Origin of the sequence: Collinsella sp. AM13-34, assembly GCF_003473055.1 — a bacterium.
In the GTDB taxonomy this organism is placed as follows: domain Bacteria; phylum Actinomycetota; class Coriobacteriia; order Coriobacteriales; family Coriobacteriaceae; genus Collinsella.
Window position 1 is genome coordinate 55640 of the sequence record NZ_QRLE01000009.1, and the last position, 16372, is coordinate 72011.

General features: G+C 57.4%; 14 protein-coding genes. All 14 read right to left on the minus strand.

Annotated elements, in window-relative coordinates; translation table 11 throughout:
- Window positions 1-521 precede the first annotated feature (521 nt).
- Window positions 522-893, minus strand: a complete 372-nt coding sequence (locus DW151_RS05240) for a serine O-acetyltransferase (RefSeq protein ID WP_117564570.1) — start codon at window positions 891-893, stop codon at window positions 522-524.
- 151 nt (window positions 894-1044) lie between these two features.
- Window positions 1045-2085 (minus strand): NAD-dependent epimerase/dehydratase family protein, encoded by a 1041-nt coding sequence (locus DW151_RS05245; RefSeq protein WP_117638206.1) that lies wholly within the window; start codon window positions 2083-2085, stop codon window positions 1045-1047.
- Window positions 2086-2151: 66 nt separating this feature from the next.
- Window positions 2152-3618 carry a lipopolysaccharide biosynthesis protein gene (locus DW151_RS05250; RefSeq protein WP_117564572.1) on the minus strand — a complete coding sequence of 489 codons (1467 nt, stop codon included), beginning with the start codon at window positions 3616-3618 and terminating at the stop codon, window positions 2152-2154.
- Window positions 3619-3702: 84 nt separating this feature from the next.
- Window positions 3703-4650 (minus strand): ATP-grasp fold amidoligase family protein, encoded by a 948-nt coding sequence (locus tag DW151_RS05255; RefSeq protein WP_117564573.1) that lies wholly within the window; start codon window positions 4648-4650, stop codon window positions 3703-3705.
- Between the two features lie 143 nt (window positions 4651-4793).
- The gene (locus DW151_RS05260; RefSeq protein WP_117638204.1) at window positions 4794-5882 is read right to left on the minus strand and encodes an EpsG family protein; all 1089 of its coding nucleotides are present in this window, start codon (window positions 5880-5882) and stop codon (window positions 4794-4796) included.
- On the minus strand, window positions 5879-6982 hold the full coding sequence (locus DW151_RS05265; protein WP_118334793.1) for a glycosyltransferase family 1 protein: 1104 nt from the start codon (window positions 6980-6982) through the stop codon (window positions 5879-5881). Before DW151_RS05265 ends, DW151_RS05260 begins: the two co-directional genes overlap by 4 nt.
- On the minus strand, window positions 6979-7929 hold the full coding sequence (locus tag DW151_RS05270; protein ID WP_117855790.1) for a D-glucuronyl C5-epimerase family protein: 951 nt from the start codon (window positions 7927-7929) through the stop codon (window positions 6979-6981). Before DW151_RS05270 ends, DW151_RS05265 begins: the two co-directional genes overlap by 4 nt.
- The gene (locus DW151_RS05275) at window positions 7926-9218 is read right to left on the minus strand and encodes a glycosyltransferase (protein ID WP_117638202.1); all 1293 of its coding nucleotides are present in this window, start codon (window positions 9216-9218) and stop codon (window positions 7926-7928) included. Before DW151_RS05275 ends, DW151_RS05270 begins: the two co-directional genes overlap by 4 nt.
- Before the next feature lie 5 nt (window positions 9219-9223).
- A complete protein-coding gene (locus DW151_RS05280; protein ID WP_271807643.1) occupies window positions 9224-10495 on the minus strand; it encodes a nucleotide sugar dehydrogenase in 1272 nt (423 codons plus the stop codon).
- A 43-nt stretch (window positions 10496-10538) separates the two neighbouring features.
- Entirely contained in the window at window positions 10539-11456 is a 918-nt protein-coding gene (locus DW151_RS05285; protein ID WP_117564578.1) for a glycosyltransferase family 2 protein, read from the minus strand.
- A 3-nt stretch (window positions 11457-11459) separates the two neighbouring features.
- The gene (locus tag DW151_RS05290) at window positions 11460-12260 is read right to left on the minus strand and encodes a sugar transferase (RefSeq protein ID WP_199410718.1); all 801 of its coding nucleotides are present in this window, start codon (window positions 12258-12260) and stop codon (window positions 11460-11462) included.
- A gap of 88 nt (window positions 12261-12348) precedes the next feature.
- Entirely contained in the window at window positions 12349-12939 is a 591-nt protein-coding gene (locus DW151_RS05295) for a hypothetical protein (protein ID WP_117847613.1), read from the minus strand.
- A 323-nt stretch (window positions 12940-13262) separates the two neighbouring features.
- Window positions 13263-15026, minus strand: coding sequence for a threonine--tRNA ligase (gene thrS / locus DW151_RS05300; RefSeq protein ID WP_117757052.1), 1764 nt, complete (start codon window positions 15024-15026; stop codon window positions 13263-13265).
- Window positions 15027-15249: 223 nt separating this feature from the next.
- Complete coding sequence (locus DW151_RS05305; protein ID WP_055251579.1) at window positions 15250-15681, minus strand: zinc ribbon domain-containing protein; 432 nt, start codon at window positions 15679-15681, stop codon at window positions 15250-15252.
- Between the last annotated feature and the right edge of the window lie 691 nt (window positions 15682-16372).

A 16372-nucleotide genomic window follows, 5' to 3' on the forward strand; every position in this document is an offset into this window, starting at 1 on the left:
GGGCCCGACGCGCCCGGCTCGCAGTACGTCGCGCCCGCGATGATGAGGCTCTCCGCGCCCGCGGCATAAGAAGGCCCGCCCAGCAAAACGCATAGGCAGGCCATGGCAGCGATCGCGATGTGATGACGGCTGGTGTGGGACTTGGCAGCAAACATACCCGCTCCGATCTTCGCAGGAGCCAATAGAATGTGCACCAGAAAATGCCCTGGTATCAGCAGTTATTAGTTTAGCGAGATCGATGCGGGGGCAAAGATAAATCGCGTGGGTAATGTCGACAATTAGGTGTAAATCGTTTTGCCAGTCGGTGAAAGGAGGAATGCAGGGTTATGCGTTAAGACGCGCTATCTTTGACACTCACGTTGCATATAGCTTCTGGGAATCTACTACCCGTTCCAGTTTGCTTCACCTTCCGCTCGCATCAGAGCGCGCCAAAGCTCACTGAGTCGCTAACTCGCTGTAATTAGCGAAGACGATCCCCCCCCCTCTATCCTGGATAAGACATGTAAAACCGATTATATTATTCAGACCCTGTTGTTTATATATTCGTCTGTTGCCCCATCTCGAGAAATGATTTTGCATGGGTGCCCAATCACAATCGAATGGCTTGGTACGTCGCAGTTAACATAAGTGTTCGGTGCAACGAGAACGTCGTTGCCTAAACGAACGCCACCAACAATAGTTGAGTTGACACCAAGCCAAACGCAATCGCCAAGAACAGGCGCACCTTTTCGTTTGCCGCGGTTTTCCCGACCAATTGTCACACCTTTGTGCATATTGCAGTTGCGACCGATAACGGCATTCGGGTTTACCGTAATGCCAAAAGCGTGACCCAGATACAAGCCTTCGCCAATCGAGGTGGCAGGCGCGATCTCGAGACCATATTTGCAAGCCATCCTCTTTCGAAAAAGATGCCATAAAGGATTGTGCGAATTCTGGCACTTTCGAAGTAGCCAAACAAACCTCAAAGCATGGTTTGAGAGAATAGACCCCCCCCCAAAGCGAATACGGTCACTGCTGTATACATTCGACATTGCTATCACCCAGCTAATTCCCGTAGAACTCGCGATACCACTTCGCGAATTCACGAAGACCGTCCTCGAGCGGCGTTGCGGGTTTGTAACCAAAATCGCGCTCCAAGGCGCCAGTATCCGCATAGGTTACAGGCACGTCACCAGGCTGCATAGGAACGAGCTGCTTATGCGCCTCGAAATCGTAATCGGCGGGGAGCACGCCCTCCTCAACCAGCACACGCTGCAGCGTATCAACGAAGATCAGCAAGTTCTCGGGATTCGAATTGCCGATGTTATACACGCGATGAGCGGCCATTGGCAAACCATCAACACCGATCTTGACCTCAGGAGCGCCGTCCATGACCCTGCGCACGCCCTCCACAATATCGTCCACGTACGTAAAGTCGCGTTTACAATCGCCCATGTTGAAAATCTTAATCGTATCGCCACGACGCAACTTCTCGGTGAAGCCGAAGTATGCCATGTCGGGCCTTCCCATGGGCCCATACACCGTAAAGAAGCGCAGGCCCGTGGCTGGGATGGAGTAAAGCTTGGAGTAGGCCGCGGCCATTAGCTCGTTGGACTTCTTTGTGGCGGCGTACAGGCTCACCGGAGAGTCTACACGGTCGTCCTCCGAGAAAGGCACTTTCTCGTTGCCGCCGTAGACGGAGGAAGAGCTCGCGTAGACAAGATGCTTCACCGGGTGGCGCCTGCAAGCCTCCAATATATTGAAGAACCCTACCAGGTTGCTGTCTATGTAGGCCTTGGGGTTCTCGATGGAGTATCGCACACCGGCCTGGGCGGCCAAGTTCACCACAACGTCGAAGCCGTTCTCAGCGAACAGGCGCTCTATCAACGCGGCATCGCACAGGTCGCCGCGCACGAAGGCGAAACGCCCCGCCTTGTCCACCTCCGCCAGCATTCGCAGGCGAGCCTCCTTGATGCCAGGGTCGTAGTAGCTGTTCACGTTGTCCAGACCGATGATCGCGTCGTCGGTGGTTTCGAGCAGCCGCTTCACCAGAAACGCCCCGATGAAGCCGGCGGCGCCAGTGACGAGGACTTTTCTATCCTGCATATATACCCCACTCTTTCGTTTTAAGGAAGTCCTGAGATGGAACTCCCAACAAGTTAATTACAGACCTCAAAACGTTTTAAAGCCGCCGCCCTTGACCAGCTTCAGCAGCACCCTCCTACTCTTGGGCAAAGCAAAGCAAATCGCGAAATAGACAACGACGCACCCTACAATGTCCAACCCGACGCCAAGCCAGTTGCTAGATGCGAGTCCATACGTCACCCATGCAAATGCGCACATCATCGATGTGCAGAAAATGGGCTCCTTGAGCGACAACATAGTGCGCCCAAACGAAAGGCCAACCACGAAATATGTGACCACTTGGTTGATAGCAATCAAAAGGATTCTCAATCCCGCATCAGCCCACACGACGGCATCGAACCCTTGCATAGCCGCCACGGTCATAAGCGGCGTCATCAACACGAGGTACATCACCTGCACAAGCGTAGACACGCGCGGTTTACCAAGAGAGCGATACATCTCGCTGCTGTAGTATGAGAGCAGCACCATCGGCCCCTGCACCAGCCCATACAACCCGAACATGAGCGTCGCCTCGCCCCACTGATCGCCGAGCAACAGGGCCACCAAAGGCTCGCGGAATACGAAGATACCCGCAGACAACGGCAACAGGAACAATGCCACCATGAACTGGAAGCGTCGCAGATAAGCAACGTATTCTTCCCGATCAAACTGAAGGCGCGAAAGTGACGAGAACAAGATGGGCGTCGTAGCGTTCGTGATAATCCCGAAGCACCCGCTCACAAAGGTGACTGGCGTCTTGTAATATCCCAACTCAGCCGCACCCAGGAAATGCCCCACGATAAAGGTGCCCGCCCAAGAGGAAAGCCATATGGTGAACGACTCCAAAAGCGTCCATCCGCTGAATGAGAACATAGCCTTCAGCATGTTGAAGGAGTAGAAAAAACGCGGCTTCCACTCAGACAGCAGAGTCAGCCCCACTGCATTTACAATATTCGCCGCCAAAGTGCCAACGATAAGTGACCAGTAACCAAATCCCATAAACGCCAGTACAAGCGTCGAGCCGAAGTTAAGTAAGGTCGACGTCAGTCTCACCGGCATAAGCGACTTGAAATCGAGATTACGGTGGAACAACGCCATCTGAATGCTCGAAAACGACGTCAACGGGAGAGAGAGGCAGGCCACGGCCAAGGGAAAGCCCAGCGACGGATTGCCCACGAAGGTGGCCACCGGATCGTTGAATATGGCAATGAGACACCACAGGACCACCGATATGCCGAAGTTCGTCCAAAAGGCCACGTTAGCGTTGGCATGCAGGTCTTTTTTGTCTCGGAAGCTGTGTTGCACCAGGTACTTCTGGAACCCGGCGTCCGCGAACATGTCGGCAAAGCTCACTACCATGGTGACGGTCGCCACCATGCCAAACGCCTCTGGCGCCAGCAGCCTCGCTAAGACGAGCTGCGAGATAGGCGAGATGATTTTGGCGATAATCTCGGTTGCCAGAGACCACTTTGCCGCGCTTGCCGACCTCGCCCGGAGGTCTTTTGTGTCGGACATACTAAACCTCCATGAAGAAACGCCGGAGCGCGCTTACTGGCTGATTATCCATGCGCACGCACTGAATGCAGCTTTCGTTTGCCATCATTCCTCGTTTTCACGTTGGGGCAAAGAAACCATTTGCCCCAACGTCCTCTCCGCCTCAGCGGGGCTGAAAGGCGTAAACCCGCCCCACGGGTAGAAAGTCAGCTCGCCGACGAGAACGCGCCCCTTGCAGATGAAGAGGTCGACCCTCAAGAAAGGTACACCGTCACTCAGTTTCCTTGATAGCTCGAGCATCTCGCTGAGCTGCTCCGGGGCAGGGATCGTCTCTTCGGAACTCGCGTATCCCATCGCCAAAGGCAGCAGATTCCACTCAGTGTCGTAGAAATCGTTGTACCTCTTCTCAGAATCGTTCTTGTCCCCGTGGCAATAAGAAATCAGCCGGGGTTCCCCGTCAAAGCAGAAGAAGTCGAACTCGTCGATGCCTTCCCAGTTATCGTCTTCATCACGGGCATTATCGCCCTCGCTCTCCAAGAACTCCTCGGCGAACACGACGGGCTTCACGTTCTTGTAAGGCCATTCCCTGCACCCGTAAAAATAATTCTGCTTCAAATGACCCCGAAAAAAGTCCTTGGCACTGTTGAGATCGAAGTGTCCCTTGTCAGTGCAGATGAGCACGCCGCCGCAGTCGTGATTCGTTTTGAGTACGAACTTCTCCGGTAGCCCACTCACATCGATGTCATCAGCGGAATTCCAGGCGCCCAACGTCTTGACCACGTGCTCGGAGCCCACACGCGAGGCAATGAGGTCCTTAGCGCGGTACTTGTCGACCATGGTCGTGTACGCAGGGTTGTGATCGTTAAGCTTCAGCCACTGCATCTTCTCAGTGAAGGTCACCGGCGAGTCTATGCTAGGCCACATGCCCAACTTGGCGCGATGCATCAATCGAAGGTGCGTCCTGTCGGAAACCCATTTCGTTAGACCCTTCGACGTAAAGGCACAGTAGGCCATCCACGGGTCACTTAGGTATTTTTTAATTTTGCTTTCCATATATACAATTTCCTTAAGTCCGAGCTTAAACAAAGCGTTTTACTTTTTAATTCTCTGCGCTACACATGGAACAAGCCCTGGGCGTATGCAAACCACCAACGTAGACTTTGCTCGTATATGCCCGAAACGGTTTCGGGCACTATTTACCCCATCCAGACGAACGAATAAGACTCGATACCAAGCCCGGTATGAAGCAGGTAGGCATAAAAGGCGTAGAAAAGGAACCAGACAACTAGAAAACAGCCAAGACAAAAACGGGCTTTTATTTTCCGAGCGTCCTTCACGAAGCCTCCGAAAATCACGGGGCCTAATACGGTGAAGTAATAGGCTATGCGGCCGGCGTTGGCAATCACATAAGAGGACGCCGAAGCCAAAATGCCTAAAGCGTAAAACACGAGCGGCATCCGGTTGGCTTTGAGCCGCGACGTTCCGTCGCTCTCAACCGGGGCAACATTCGCAGTTTCGCGGCTGACGAAATATGCGATCGCGAGGACGGTCGCCTGCGCAAAAACCATCAACCCGATGCTCGATTCGTTCACGGAGTAACGCGCATACCGGTCGACGAGCTTAGAGCCCGCATAAGCTGCCAGGAACAGCAGGGCAACCGATGCAAGCATCTTCGCGGCGAACTGCGATCGGCTCTTGCTTTTGTTGGAAAATAGGTAGTAGATGAGGAATAGGACCCCTATCAGGGCGGACGCGTGCAAAAGAGCGCCAACAGCCCACCAAGCGCAAAAAAGCAACGGCTTATTCTGTTCTAAAAACCTGGTTGCGTAGAAAACCAGCGAGACTGCAATCATCTGGCACGTCAGACACATAGACAGCGGGAACACCGTTGCCGTATAGACGAACATCGCAAACGAGAGCGATGCCGTTCGTCTAAAATCCCAAAGCCTGAAAGCAAAAAAGGCGTTGGTGATCAGCGACTCGACGACGAGCAAGAACGAGTAATTGTTACAGATATGGAGCACCGCACTTGTGAAGACACCGTACGGAACGCTGAACGTATGGTTCCACATCGTGGTCCCATACGCGTAGAAGTACTCGATTCCCTCTTTATAACCCAGGGTATCCTGCCCAACCGCATACGACCTCAAGCCCCCGACGGCGGTAAGAAGAACCACGGCAGCGACCAGCCCAGCCTTACTTTTGCCGTTTTCCGACATGCGCGCAAGCGCCGCTGAAAGCAAAACGACAAGAAAGTAGAAAAGCGATGTTTCGATAAAGTTCATCCGAATACCAGCCTCACGAAACCGGGAAGCTCCGAATTGATTTCATAGCCCGAGCCTTTCAAATCCCTCGCACTGGCGCTTGACCCTATGCGATCCGCGGAGAGCGCGGCGTCGGCCCATTCGTCCAGAGCGTCGCCCAGACTTTTGTAAACGACGTTCTCGCAAATGCCAACCTCCCGCGTGATGGAGTCGCTAATCACGCAAGGGAGTCCGTTTGCCTGCGCCTCGACGACGACGTTCGGCAGGCCTTCGTAGACAGAGGGGAAGATGAAGACGTCCATAGCCGAATAGAGACGGCGGACATCGCTCCTAACCCCGGCAAACAGCACCCTATCGGTCAATCCGAGCTCGGCAACGCGCCTCTCAACGGCCGTGCGTGTCTCGCCTTTGCCGACGAGAATGAGGACGGCGTCTGGCCTTCTCCGGGCGATTTCAGCAAAAACATCGACAAGGAAGAGGTGGTTCTTCTGCTCACTGAACCTCCCGACGTGCCCGACGACATAGGACTCGGCAGGAACGCCCAGTTCGCGCTTAACATCGTCCCGTGTCGAAGCGTCATAGGCGTAGTCCTCGAGGTTGAGCGCGTTCTTCATGAGATGGAAACGCGGCCCCGATACCCCCGCCTTGCCGAACATGTAGACGCCCGCCTCGGTAGACGGGGCGGCGAAGTCGGTCGCCGCAACCCTGACAAGGGGCTTGAAAAGATTGTGCAGCAGGGTCTCCTTTTTGCTGTTCGAAACTGTACCCGTGTTGCTTGACCTGAATATGGTTCTGGACACGCCTCCGAATCTCATGGCGAGCAAATCAAGACAGGAAAGACTGTGCTGAGACGACCTGACAGCACAGCAATAACCGCCGTCCCGGGCTATCTGCATGAGCCGCTTGAACGAAGCGACCGGCCCGGCCTCGGTCTTCTTGACTGTGTGCACAATTCTGCCGCCCATCGACTCGATTTCGGCGTCGTAAAAGCCCGGCACGTCGGACGACACACAGAAGTCGAGCTGATAGCGCGACTTGTCCAAAGCCCGGTAATACTTCATGAATACCGTCTCGGCCCCGCCGGTGTCCATCGAGGTCACGATATAGAGGGCCTTCTTCATTGGACGATCACCGCATCGGATTTCTCGATCAGCTTCTGCAGCGCCTTTTTAGCAATCGCCTTCCTGCGGTTGGCCGGAGATTCCTGATAGCGCTCGTATACCTCGGCCTTCACCGCGAACCTTGCGTCGCCTGAAAGATCCGCCATTGCGCGGAGCTGCGCTATATGTAGATGATGGTAGGCGGGAGAGGCGATACGCTTTTCCATGTCGTAATAAGACCAGAAGCCGGCGTCGTAGTCATCCAAATGGCAAGCCAACGTCTCCGCAGAGTGCTTGAATGGCCCGGCGAAGCGCGCGTCGACCAACGATGCGTCATAGAGACCGAAAAGGCTAAACACCCAACCGTTCATGACACTGCGCCTGGGGCGTTGAGGGTACTCCTCCAGGAACAGTTCTCCCCCGTCATGCGACGACACGCCGCCATTGTCCATGTCGATAAGCATGAACTCGGCAGCTTTCAGCGCCGCAACTCTATAGCACTCGTCCCCGAAAGCCGCATGGGCCCTCAGCAGCATCGAGCACCCCTCGCCTTGGGCCATCGAGGAGACGGAGTACTTAGCGCTGCCTATCGGACCAAATGCGTCCCAAGAGCCGTCATCCCGCTGGGCGCCGATCGCCCAATCCGAGCATACCCTTAGTGCGTCGAGAAAGCGCTCAACTTCATCCGACCTGAGAATGCTCAAGTCGTAACAGCCCAAACCGTATTGGAAAATGGCGATGGGGAAATGCACCCGCGCCCCACCGGCGATGACGCTAACAGGGACACCGCCCTCGTCGAGCAGAGTACTGCCAGTGACCTTGCCGGTCAAATCGTTGTAGTACCCGGACAACTGTCCGACATTATAGGCCCTGCCCATGCTCTGCTCTACGGCCACAGCCGTCTTGCCAGTGAGCATTTTGCTCCACCTTTTGAGCATGGTCATCTTCTGCGCAATCTGGCCCATCATTCACCTTCGTTTCTGTAATCGACTCCGAGCGAGCGCACAAGCCCCTCCACGTTGGCCTCCAAACGGAAGTCCCTCTCCCAAACGGCCCTTGCAGCGCGCCTCATAGAAGACCCTTCGGCCTTGCCCAAAAAGACGAATCGCTTTATGGCCGCGGCGACATCTTCCGGTCCACAGTCGCTAGGTAGGAGAAAGCCGTTGACGCCATCGCTTACTATCTCGTGGGTTCCGCCAACGTCCGTGGCGATGACGGGAATGCCGAATCCGCAGGCCTCCATGATCGAAAGCGGCAGGCCCTCGCTTGACGAGACGTTCACGAAGACGTCGAAATGCTTCGCTGCGTACTCCCCCAAAAGCGCGTCGTTCGGCAAAGCCCCCGCGAACTTCGCGGTGGAGTGCGTCAGCAACGAGCAGGCGGCCCTCGCCTCCTCGAGCTGTGGGCCGTCGCCGTAATGGGTCCATTCGACGCGAAGCCCTTCGGCATCAAGAAGGGTGACAGCCTTAGCAAGAAGAGGCACGCGCTTAACGTCGACAATACGCGAGCACGAGACGACCCGCAACGGGCAGGTCAACGGCTCGCCGGACTTGTCTGGCATCTCCCGCGTTCCGAGATAGGAGGTCGTCACCTTGCCCTCATGGCCCGGCCAGTTCGCGTTTATGTATTCCTCCCCGTCTTTCGAGCAGGGAAGCACTCCGGAAAGCTTGGATAGGAGGTATCCCCGGAAGGGCAAATAATGCACATCGGTACGATCTGCATACAGATCGTACCCATGTGCACGCGCAACGGCGCGTGCACATGGGTACGTGCCGGTCAGCCAAGCAGCGACCAAAGCGGTGTCGTAAAGCCAAAAGCTGTATATGTGCGTGGGCTCAAAGCCAAAGCGGACCAGTTCCTCCGCAAGCACGTCCGCCTTTGCCTTCGCCCTCGCGGCAAAGTAGCCCCGAAACACGCGCTTTCCGATTCCATGAACGGATTCTGTGGCATAGGCCTCACGAACGTCCGCACCGCCCAAAAGGGGAAACGCGATCCCTTTGACTGCAAGCAAAGCCTTGTCCTTGGAGGTATTACCGCAACCCAAGGCCAGGGGCGTCACATTGCCCGGCAGCGCGCAGGTGGGCGCGTCACCCGGCTGCGCCTCGGTCCCCACGGCGAGCACCTCGTCGAAATAGGTCGAAAGAACGCCTATCTCGTTCTCGAGATAGGACTCAGCGGCGACCTCGCCGCGGTTAAAGGGGAACCTCCTCGTCAGAAGGAGCAGCCGTCTCTTTTTTTTATCAGCAGTAATCGCCACAAATACTAATCCCTCTTGAATAGGTCGCGGGTATACACCTTGCCGGCAACATCGGCCAGATCGTCGCTCCACCGGTTGGCAATGATCACGTCGCACTCGGCCTTGAACTTCTCAAGGTCATGCGTCACCTCGGAACCGAAGAATTCCGGCGCGTCCAGCGTTGGCTCGTAGACAACGACCGGCACTCCCTTGGCCTTCACGCGCTTCATAACGCCCTGGATGGAACTGGCGCGGAAATTGTCGGAGTTCGACTTCATGGTCAGGCGGTACACGCCCGCCACGGGCTTCTCCTTGCCTTCGTATACCTTGTCCCACAGCAGTTGCAGTACCTCGTCTGCAATGTAGTCCTTGCGAGTGCGGTTGGCATCGACGATGGCCTCGATAAGGTTCTGAGGCACGTCCTTATAGTTGGCCAGCAACTGCTTGGTGTCCTTGGGCAGGCAGTAGCCGCCGTAGCCGAAGGAGGGGTTGTTGTAGTGGGAGCCAATGCGGGGCTCTAGGCACACGCCATCGATGACGTCCTTGGTGTTGAGTCCCCTCATCTCGCAGTAAGTGTCCAGCTCATTGAAGTACGCCACGCGAAGTGCCAGGTAGGTGTTGGCGAACAGCTTCACGGCCTCCGCCTCGGTGGTACCAAGAACGAGCTGCGGGATGCCCGTCGTGCCATCAGGGTTGGTGCGCTCAAGCTCGGCGGGGCCGACGCCTTGGGCGAGCAGCCCAGCAAACGTCTTTGCGGCCTTCACAGCTTCCTCGTCGTCCTTGGGCGCGCCCACAACGATGCGGCTAGGGTGCAAATTATCGTAGAGCGCCTTGCTCTCTCGAAGGAACTCGGGGCTGAAGATGATGCGGCTGTCGCCAAGCGTCTCGCGAAGCGACGAAGTGTAACCCACAGGGATGGTCGACTTGATGACAATCCAGGCCGTCGGGTTCACCGAGCGGATTGCCGAAATTGCGGCTTCAACAGACGAGGTGTCGAAAAAGTTGCGGTCCGAGTCGTAGTTCGTTGGCGTGGCCACGATGGCGAAATCCGCGCCTGTATAGGCCTCGGCGACGTCCACGGTTGCATGCAGGTCGAGCTTCCTCGTGCCCGCCTTAGCCTCGGCCAGGAAGAGCTCAATCTCGTCGTCCTGGATGGGCGACTGAAAAGCGTTAATCTTCTCTACCTTCTCGGAGACGATGTCGAGCGCGCGCACCTCGTTGTGCTGCGAGAGCAGAACGGCCAACGAGAGCCCCACATAGCCGGTGCCGGCGACTGCTATCTTCATTTTTTCGGACATATCATTCAACCTTTCGTTAAGAGCAGGCACACATATGAAATAGTTAGGATTTCGCCTTGCCGAAGAACTTCAGCGCCTCAGAGACGCAGGCGGCGGGCGATGAGGCAATGGCCTTTAAGGCGTAAATCACAGCTTGGCCTGGCTGGTTGCTGCGCTTCATAGCGAAGGCGAGCACGGCGTTGTGGCGAAATTCGATGTAGCGCACATCCTTCTTGCTGAGGCGCGGGTAGTAGCCGCGCACCACCTCGTGCCTTGCGACCTCGCCGTTTACCTTGTTCTTGCCAAGCGAGAGCCTCTCGCCGGAATGGAGGTACTGCCTCACGTGCACCTCGGGCATGTAGCCCATGTGGGCGCCAGCCTCTATGCAGCGCAGCATCAGCCACCAGTCTTGGCCGGTCGCCACCTCGCCGAAACCCTCAGTGCGGTCGAACAGGTCGCGCCTGAGCATATAGATGGCCGTTGGGCTTATCGGCGTTAGGAGGTGCGCGCGCAGCAGACCCTCGGTGGAGAAGTCCTCGCAATGGTCGAGCCTGCGGTGCTCCACAAGCCGGCCACGTTCGTCATACCACGAGACATCCTGCCAGCTCATGTCGAGGGAGTTTTCCTGCATGAAGGCGACCTGGGTGGACACCTTGTCAGGCAGGAACTCGTCGTCATCGTCGAGGAACGTGAGGTACTCGCCCGTCGCCTGGCGGCAGGCGTAGTTGCGCGCCGCCCCGCCGCCGGTCTGGCCGGAGGTGTGCAGCAGCCTAAAGTGCGGAAGGCTCGCGGCATAGGGGGCGACCGCCGCGTCGGTCTCGGCGCTTTCCGGCCACTCCGGCCGATTGTCGCTCACTACAATCAGTTCGATGTTCTCCGCGCCGTAGTCCTGCGCGGCGATTGAGTCCAGGGCCACGCGAATCCTGTCAGAGCGCTTGTAGGTCGGCACCACGATCGAGACGAGGGGTTTGTCAGCACTCATGCGCTACCTCCCCGTCTTCTTCTTGCCGAACATGACGCCAAAGGTCTTGAAGAAGACCTTCCAGTCTGCCTTGAGGCTGGCACCCTTCGCGTAGGCAAGCTCGAACTCCTGGCGCAGGCCGTTCTCGAAGGTCGCGAGGTTGCGCGGGCCCGACTGCCAGGCACCGGTAATGCCCTGCGGGACGGCAAGCACCTGCACCTGTTGCTCGTGCGTAAAGTTCCCGAGCTCCTCGTAGGTGATGGCGCGAGGGCCGATGACGGAGAGCTGGCCCGCGAGCACGTTGAAGAACTGGGGCAGCTCGTCCAGGGAAGTCTTGCGCAGGACGCGGCCTAGCTTGGTGATGCGGGGATCGTTTGTGACCTTCCGCTCGCGGTGCCACTCCTCGATCTGCTCGGGGCTGAGGTACTTCTCCACGTCGTTGGCGTCGGCGACCATGGAGCGGAACTTGAGCACGCGGATGGGGCGACCGAAGCGCCCAGCCCGCTCGTGCGCATAGATGGGAGCACCCTTGGTGTCGGCCGCAATGAACGCGCAAAGAACCGTGCCAGGGATAAGAGCCACGACGCAGACGCACGCACTGAACGCGATGTCGAACGTGCGCTTCACGAAGCGGTAGCCAAGCGATCGCGTGTCGAGCGCACGGGACTCTGCAGCGAACTCGGGCGAGCCCGGGAGGCTCACCGCACCCGTGTTTGCAGCGGAGCCGACCCCAGCACCCGCCGTGCCCTTGCGCCGGTCCATGGCCCGAGCAATGAGCGTCGCCCCCACGGGCGCATTATTCTCTGTTACTTCTTTAGCAGTCACAATAAAACTTTCGTTCCTGTCCCCAGGAACCCCCCCCCCCAAATCCACAAATTCAAAAACCAAATAAATTGCCGGTGCAACGTATCCCTTACGTTTTGCTGGGAACGTCCAGCGGAAGCAGCTCCCTAAAAGCGGAGACGCCTTCGCCCACGTCCACCAGGCACCAGCGCTTATGACGGTCGACCTTTTTAACGCGGGCCTCTTGCCCCACAAGTGGACCCTGCTCTATGTGCAGCACGCCATCTTCTATGCGCGCCACGCTGTTGCGCACCACTCCGTCGTCGTCCAGCACGCTGCGGTACCACTCCTGCGCATCGTCCGGCATAGGCGCATAGGCCCGCTCCCTGCTGCCGGCAATGCGGCAGCCAAAGCTCAGTTGAGCCAAAGCCCTATCGAGCGCTGCGGCATCGTGCGTGGCGACGAAGAAATATTCCTTGTACATGGGTTTGGTTTGGAGCGACCAGGCGCCGTCCCGCTTAAACCAGAACTCCTTTTGCATCACAAAAGCGTCCTGCATCAGATCGTGCGGGATAATACGGCGGACCTTTTCGCAGGTCTCGCGCTCTTTACCGTTGGGGGTGTGGACCAGATACCAGCGGACGCGGCCATGCTGGCTGTTGGTAGTTGCGCCGTTGAATGCGCCCGGCAGTTGCTCTTGGCGCCGCGTTGTCTGCTCCATCTCTCGCCCCCTTTTCTGGCTTTGCGACGCACGCAAATACCGGGGCGTTTAGAACATCTTCTCGCTCGCAGCTAGGCGCAGTCGCAAAAGTACAGGTTTTTGTATCTTTCGACGCGAGCCATTATACAAGTTAATTCGGACTGTTTTCCCAGATTGCACAAATTGCGGCGCGAAAGGACACATCTCCATAGCCCTCTACAAAAACCTGTACCTTTTTGCACAACAAAAAAGGCGCTCTACCAGCGGCTTTTTCTCGTTTTGGCATTAAAAAAGGCGACCGCCCTTTGTGGACGGTCGCCTTTCGTTGTTTCTGTTGGGTTGCCTTAGGCGCGGGTTTTAATCTCCTCGAGTACCTTGGCAACAAACTCGTCAACGCTCATCTGAACGGTCTCGTTGGAGCGATCGCGGACGGAGATGTTGCCGGCCTCGACCTCCTTCTCGCCCAGGATAAGCATGTAGGGCACGCGGTCGATGCTGCGGGCCTCGCGGATCTTGTAGCCAATCTTCTCGTCACGGTCGTCGCAGACCACGCGGATGCCGGCCTCCTCCAGCTTGGCGCACACCTCGTGGGCGTAGTCGCGGCTCTTCTCGGAAACCGGAAGCGCCTTGACCTGCACGGGGGCCAGCCAGGTGGGGAACTTGCCAGCAAAGTGCTCAATCAGAATACCGATGAAGCGCTCGATGGAGCCAAAGCACACGCGGTGCAGCATGATGGGGCGCTTCTTGGTGCCGTCGGCGTCTACGTACTCCAGGTCAAAGTTGAGCGGCATCTGGAAGTCGAGCTGGACGGTACCGCACTGCCAAGTGCGGCCGAGCGAGTCCTCCAGGTGGAAGTCGATCTTGGGGCCGTAGAAGGCGCCGTCGCCCTCGTTGACCTCATAGTCCATATGCAGCTGCTCCAGAGCGGTGCGCAGGCCCTCCTCGGCGCGCGCCCAGTCCTCGTCGGAACCCATGGAGTCCTCGGGGCGGGTAGAAAGCTCAACGTGGTACTTAAAGCCAAACTTTTGGTACACGGAGTCGATGAGGTTGACCACGCCCACGATCTCGTCGGTCAGCTGGTCGGGACGCACAAACAGGTGGGCGTCGTCCTGGTTAAAGCAGCGCACGCGGAACAGGCCGTGCAGGGCGCCGCGCAGCTCGTGGCGGTGCACCAGGCCAATCTCGCCGGCGCGGATGGGCAGCTCGCGGTAGGAGTGCGGCTTGGAGGCGTACACCAGCACGCCGCCCGGGCAGTTCATGGGCTTAATGCAGTACTCCTCGTCGTCGATGACGGTGGAGTACATGTTGTCCTTGTAGTGGTCCCAGTGGCCCGAGGTCTTCCACAGCTGCTTGTTCATGATGAGCGGCGTGGAGATCTCCACGTAGCCGGCCTTGTGGTGAATCTCGCGCCAGTAGTCCAGCAGCGTGTTCTTAAGGATCATGCCGTTGGGCAGGAAGAACGGGAAGCCGGGGGCCTCGTCGCGCATCATAAAGAGGTCCATCTCGCGGCCGATCTTGCGGTGGTCGCGCTTCTTGGCCTCCTCCAGCATGTGCATGTGCTCGTCGAGCTCTTCCTTGGTGGCAAAGGCGACGCCGTTGATGCGGGTGAGCATCTTGTTGTCCTTGTCGCCCTTCCAGTAGGCGCCCGAGACGCCAGTGAGCTTAAAGGCCTTGAGCGCCTTGGTATAGCAGATGTGGGGGCCGACGCACATGTCGATGTAGTCGCCCTGCTGGTAGAAGGTGATGCGGGCGTCGTCGTCCAGGTCGCCGATGTGCTCGACCTTGTACTTCTCGCCGCGCTCCTCCATAAGGGCGATGGCCTCGGCGCGGGGCTTCTCGTACACGGAGAACTTGAGGTTCTCCTTGACGATCTTTTTCATCTCGGCCTCGATCGCGGGGAAGTCGTCCTCGCTGATCTTGACGCCCTCGGGCAGGTCGACGTCGTAGTAGAAGCCGTTGTCGGTCGCGGGACCGTAGGCAAAGTCGGCCTCGGGGTACAGGCGCTTGATGGCCTGCGCCATGATGTGCGCGGCGGAGTGGCGGATGACGTGCGTGACCTCGTCCTGTGGGAGCTCGGCCACCGAACCGTCATTGTAGAGTGCCTTCATGGGTATGTTTTCTCCTCTCGGATGCCTGATGCAAGTGCGTGCGATGCGCTCGGCGTTTTAACTTGCATCATTATAGGCAGGTTGCCTTGGTATACAAGCGCCCGCCGCACCTTAATGGCACGGCGGGCGATTTTCTACGCATGCTTCATCGTGTGGGGGCGGAGTGTGGGGCGCGCGTGGCTTGCGGCGCCCGTGGCTTGCGGCCGACCCGACGATGGATGCGTTACTGGATGCGAGTTCGGCAGTAGGGGCAGACCTTCCAGTGCGCATCGAGCGGGCGATGGCAGCTGGGGCATACGTTGCGAACCTGGGTGTCGCACACCGGGCAGACGACGAAGTCCTTCTCGATGGGCGCGCCGCACTGCGGGCAGGTGCCATACTGGGCAAGCTGGCGCTCACGCAGGGCCATGTCCAGCTCCTGCTCCTCGCGGTCGGACGCGTAGGAGTGCGGGCGCAGGACCAGGTAGGCAATGAGACCCACAAACGGGATAAGGGCGATGATGCCCCATGCCACGTAGGCGCTGGCGCCGCGGCGGCGAGCGTCGATGAACACATAGACGACCGACAGCACATACAGGGCGATGATAAAGCCAACGAAGGCATAGACGACGCCCATAAGCTGCGGCGACATGAGCTCGGAGATGTACTTGGACATTACGGGTACCTTTCGGAATATTAACAGTCCGGTCAAGTTTACCACGGGGTTTGTTTATATGGGACCACGGCTAGACGCTGGGCTGGCGCGGACACAAACATCTCAATCTGTAACAGGTGGAGGCGAAATCCGGGTCTAGATGTTACAGATCGAGACACAGGGGTCCCTCCCCGACTTCAATCTCGATCTGTAACAGTTACTCGACAAAATCGGGTCCAAATGTTACAGATCGAGACATTCAAAATCCGTCGGAAGGTTTGTCTCGATCTGTAACATCTAGAACCCAAATCCTCAGCTAACTGTTACAGATCGAGACAAAGAGAACCGTCCACACCGAATGTCTCAATCTGTAACAGCTACTCGGCAAATACAGTCCCAGATGTTACAGATTTAGACAAACCATTCTCTCCCCGACTTAAATCTCGAACTGTAACATCTGGAACCCAAAAACAGTTCTTACTGTTACAGATCGAGAAGATCGTGCGCCTGTGGACTCAACATCTCAATCTGTAACAGGTAACGGCGCAGACCGCGAGGTTGGGCGGGAAGATCTCGCGTTCTAACGTGGCCGGCATCCGTGCTGAGCCGGCCCACGCCTGCCGTTGGCGGATGCAGTGGGGCTGTTCGCCGCATTGCCGCTGCACTGGGGGTCTGCAGACCGTAGGATAGTCTTATTGACAGCCTGTCAACT